Genomic DNA, 5,225 nt, shown 5'->3' on the forward strand with positions numbered 1-5,225 from the left:
CTGCTCCCCGATCAGCTCCAGCACCGAGCCCCGCGCCACCGGCTCGGCACCCGTCCCCCACGACCGCACCTCCTCACGCTCGGAGTCGGACAGCAGCTCCAGCGCAGCCACCTTTCGACCGGGATCCGTGAACGCCCGCAACACCGTGACCAGATGAGCCACCAGCCGTTCGATGGTGGCTTCGTCGAACAGGGCGGTGCTGTACCGCATGGCCCCGGCCAGACCGCCCTCGCCGGAGTCGCTGAGCGTGAGATCGAGATCGGCGAGGGTCAGCGTGCCTTCCGGCTCGTCCGCGTCGCGGTGGTCCAGGACGTCGGGCTCCTGGCGGTCGATGTCCCCGCTTCCCTGGACGTAGCTGAAGAAGACCCGGAACAGCGGGGTGCGGGAGCGGTCCCGATCGGTCACCAGCGCGTCCACCAGCTGCTCGAACGGCAGATCCTGGTGCGCGTAGCCCCCCAGCGCGGTCTCCCGCACCCGGGCCAGGACGTCGGCGAACGTCGGGTCCCCGGACAAGTCGGCGCGCATCACCAGGGTGTTGAGGAAGAACCCGATCAGGTGCTCGGTCTCGGTTCGGCTCCGATCCGCCACCGGTGTGCCCACCACGATGTCGTCCTGACCGCAGTACCGGCCCAGCAGCACGCTGAACCCCGCCAGCAGCGCCATGAACATCGTCGCGCCGCCGTCCCGGGCGACCTCCCGCAGGCCCTCCACCACGTCGGCGGGGACGGTGAACGGGACCACCCCGCTCGCCGTCGACCGCACCGGCGGACGGGGCCGATCGGTGGGCAGCTCCAGCACCGGGGCTCCGGCCAGCCGATCCCGCCAGTAACCCAGCTGCCGCTCCAACACCTCCCCGGTCAGGAACGACCGCTGCCACACCGCGAAGTCCGCGTACTGCACCGCGAGCGGCGGCAGCAAATCCGGCTCCCCCGCCCGCAACGCGTCGTAGGACGCCAGCAGATCGCGCCGCAGGATCCGCTCGGACCACTCGTCGAAGACGACGTGATGCATCGTCAGGAGCAGTACGTGTCCCGCCTCGCCCAGGCGGACCAGGCAGGCGCGGACCAGCGGCTCGGCCGCCAGGTCGAACGGGGTGGCCGCGTCCACCGCCAGGAGGGCCCGCGCCGCCGCCGTCGGATCGGCCACGTCCGACACGTCCGCCACCGGCAGCGGCACCGTGCCCGGCGGGTCGATCACCTGGTACGCCACCCCGTCCGGGCCCGCCACCAGCCGGGTCCGCAGCACCTCGTGCCGCGCCACCACCGCGTTCAGGGCCTCACCCAGGACGGCTACGTCCACGTGGGCGGCCCAGGGTATGGACAGGCACACGACGTATTCCGCCGATCCGGGTTCGAGCCGGTCGAGGAACCACAGCCGCTGCTGGGCGAACGACAGCGGCAGCGGGCGGTCGCGGGACACCACGGTCACCGGCGGCACCACCAGCCCGCGTGCGGTGCCCTCGATCACCTCGGCCAGGCCCCGCACCGTCGGGTGATCGAACAGCGCGGCGAGGGGTACCTCGGCTCCGAACACCGCCCGCACCCGGGACATCACCTGCGTGGCCAGCAGCGAATGCCCGCCGAGCTGGAAGAAGTCGTCGCCCGCGCCGACCCGGTCCACGCCCAGCACCTGGGCCCAGATTCCGGCCACCAGCTCCTCGGCGGGGCTGGACGGTGGGGTGTACCGGCCGTCCAGGTCGGGGCGGTGGCGGAAGGGAGTCGGCAGCGCCGTCCGGTCGGTCTTCCCGGACGAGGTCAGCGGCAGGTCGGCCAGCTCGATGAACAGTGCGGGGATCATGAAGTCGGGCAGGCTCCGGCGGAGATGGCCGCGCAGCTCGTCCACCGGGGGGATGCCTTCGACGTGGTCCGCCGGGACGAGGTAAGCGGCCAGCCGCCGACCGGCGCCGTCCCCCCGGGCGATGACCGCGGACGACCGGATCGCGGGGTGGGTGTTCAGCGCGGCCTCGATCTCGCCCGGCTCGACCCGGAAGCCCCGGATCTTGATCTGGTCGTCGATCCGGCCCAGGAAGTCCAGTTGTCCGTCGGCCCGCCAGCGCACTCGGTCGCCCGTCCGGTACAGCCGCGACCCGTCGCCGGCGAACCGGTCGGCGACGAACCGCTCCGCGGTCAGCGCCGGGCGCCGGCCGTATCCGCGGGCCAGGTGCCCGCCGCCGATGAACAGTTCGCCGGCCACCCCGACCGGTACCGGGTCCAGCCGGGCGTCCAGGACATACACCCGGGAATTGGCGATGGGACGGCCGATCGCCGGGCCGCCCGTGGTGGACGGGCCGACGGCGCCGATGCTGGCCGCCACCGTGGTCTCGGTCGGGCCGTAGCCGTTGAAGAGGCGGTGGTGGTTGCGCCACGCGGCAGCGAGGTCGGGGTCCAGTCGCTCCCCCACCGTGATCAGGGCGCCGAGTCCGCGGAGGTCGCCCGGCTCCAGCACCCTCAGCAGCGACGGCGGCACGAGCATCACCCGCGCGGCCCGGTCGCGGACCAGCTTGGCGAGCAGGTTCGGTTCGGCGCGCTGCTCCGGCGTGGCCAGGACCGACGCTCCGCCCAGTGCCAGTGCCATCACCAGCTCGCCGACCGCACCGTCGAAGCTGAGCGGCGCGGCCTGGAGCACCCGCGTCCCCCTTCCGGCCCCCACGGCCACGGCGAACGCGGTCGCCAGGTTGACCACACCGCGGTGAGCCAGCTGCACGCCCTTGGGCGTGCCGGTCGAACCCGAGGTGTAGATCACGTAGGCGAGCCGATCCGGGCCGCCCGGCACCGGGCTGGGCGGTGTGGGGGGTGATGCCGCGATGGCGGCCCGGACCGCCGGGTCGTCCAGCGCGATGGCCGGCAGCCCGGGGGGCAGAGTCGCGGGCAGGGAGGTGCCGACGACGATCGCCGCGCCGCTGTCGTCCAGCATGAACGCCGTCCGGTCCGCCGCCTGGTCGGGGTCCAGCGGCAGGTAGGCCCCACCAGCCAGCCAGACCGCCAGAATGGCGATCACCGCGTCCGGTCCCGGCGGCAGGTGCAGGCCCACCACCGTCTCCGCCGTGACCCCAGCCTCACGCAGCCGGTGGGCCAGCCGGGCCGCACGTTCCCTCAGGGCGGCGTACGTCAGCGACAGGGAGCCGCTTTCGAGCGCGATCGTGTCCGGCGCCGCTCGCGCGATCAGCTCGTGTGCTCCGTCGGCCTGTGGTGTCGGTACCGCCGCGCCGTTCCCTGCATCGATGAGACGGCGCCGTTCCCGCTCGGTGAGCACAGGCAGGTCGGCGACCAGGCCGCCGCCGTCCGCTGCGATGGCCTCCAGCACGACGGCCAGGTAGCGGGCCATCCGCCCGGCGGTTTCGTCGTCGATTCTGGCCCGGTCGTACACCATCCGGACGACCAGCTCGTCGTCCCAGTTGACGATGACGGCCAGCGGCTCCTGCGCCGGCATCTCGAACAGGATCCGCTGGATCCGCAGGTCGCTGTCCGTGGGGTCCTGGTCCCGCGCCGTCGGCGTGGGGTAGTTCTCGAAGACGAACAGCGTCTCGAACAGGGGCTGTCCGGCGGGGATCTCGCTACATGCCTGGATGTCGGTCAGTGCGGTGTGCTCGAAGCGTCGGCCGCGCGCCTGCTCGGCCTGTATACCGGCCAGCCACTGCGGGACCGTCTGGCCCGGATCGACCTTGATACGGGCCGGAATGGTGCTGATCAGCAGCCCGACCATGGACTCGATGCCCTCCAGCCGACCGCTGCGCCCGGAGGAGACCACGCCGAACACGACGTCGTCGGTACCGGCGTAGCGGGCGGTGAGGACCGCCCAGGCGCCCTGGACGACCGTGTTGACCGTCAGCCGGTGCCGTCGCGCGAACTCCGCCATCCTGGCGGAGGTGTCCGCCGGCACGCGGACCCAGGCGGTGCCCTGCCCGGTCTCGCCTGTCGTGTGGACGCCCAGTGGCGTGGGCGCGGTGAGCCCGGCGAGCCGCTCCCGCCAGTACCGCCGGGCCGCTTCCTGGTCCTGACCCGACGACCAGGCCACGAAATCACGGAACGGCCGCCTCCCCGGCAGCCTCGGCCGCCGACCGGCCACGAGTTCCCGGTAGGCGTGCAGGGCGTCCCCGACCACCACCGGGGCGCTCCAGCCGTCCAGCAGCAGGTGGTGGTAGCTCCATAACAGCCGATGCCGGTCCTCGCCCAGTCGCATCACCGCGACCCGCGTCAGCGAGGGGGCGGCGAAATCGGCGCCCCGGACGGCGTCGGCGGCCTCGTACTCCGCGACGGCCCGCTGCTGGGCGTCCTCGTCGAGGCCGGACAGGTCGATCACCTGCCAGGGCAGCGGCACCGACCGTGACACCACCGCCATCGGCACCTTGGCTTGCTCCCACACCCCGGTGCGCAGGACCTCGTGCCGGGCGAAGACCAGCTCCCAGGCCCGCCGCAGGAGCCCGAGGTCGATCCGGCCGTCCAGCAACAGCCCGTACTGGATCCAGTACATCCCCTGCTCGGGAGCCAGCCGGGAGTGGAACAGCATGCCCTGCTGCAGCCCGGTCAGTGGGTAGATGTCCTCGATGGCGCCGCCGCGCGGTCGTGCCGTCATGTCGTACGCCGTCATGCCCCGCCTCCGGAGTCGGTGCTCTCCCCCGGCCCGGACAGCGAGCCGAAGTGCTGGGCGATGAGGTCCAGTGCGGCGTCGTCGAGGGCGGCCAGCGGGAAGTCCGACGGTGTGTAGCCGTCGGCCTCGGGGCGGCAGCAGTGGTCGATCAGCTCGCCGAGGACTTCGATGTAGCGGTGCGCCAGGCCCGAGATCGTCGCCTCGTCATGGATTTCGTCGCTGTAGCTCCAGCCCAGGTTCAGGCGGCCTTCCGCGACACGGCCGAGGATCTCGATCAGGTGCAGGCGGTCGCCCTCGGGTGATCGTGCCTGGCCGCGTGGCCCCTCGGTGAACTGGAAAAGGTCGTCGGCGTTGTGGCTGGCAGCGGCCTGGCCGAGGTAGTTGAAGCTGATCTCAGCGGTCGCGGGCGGCCGCCACCCCGACATGTGGCGCAACAGCCCATAGCCCAAGCCGTGACGCGGCACCTGCCGCAACATCTCCTTGGTACCCGCCAGCACCGCACCGGGATCGGCCCCACCAGGCAACACAACCGGATACAAACACGTGAACCAGCCCACCGTCCGGGACAGATCAATCCCCGGACCCTCCTCATGACGGCCGTGACTCTCCACATCCACCACCACCGGCCCGCCGTCACC

The 5,225-nt window shown here is 72.3% G+C and carries 2 protein-coding genes; both read right to left on the reverse strand.

Translation table 11 applies throughout. The annotated features are described in order from the left end of the window. Window positions 1-4,587, reverse strand: a 4,587-nt coding sequence (locus ABZ098_RS44830) for an amino acid adenylation domain-containing protein (protein WP_356600865.1), incomplete at its 3' end; no start/stop codon positions are given. Then, the coding region (locus ABZ098_RS44835; protein ID WP_356600867.1) for a condensation domain-containing protein at window positions 4,584-5,225 on the reverse strand (642 nt) is incomplete at its 5' end. The genes ABZ098_RS44830 and ABZ098_RS44835, both read right to left, overlap by 4 nt.

Source organism: Streptomyces sp. NPDC006335 (genome assembly GCF_040612795.1).
Lineage (GTDB): Bacteria > Actinomycetota > Actinomycetes > Streptomycetales > Streptomycetaceae > Streptomyces.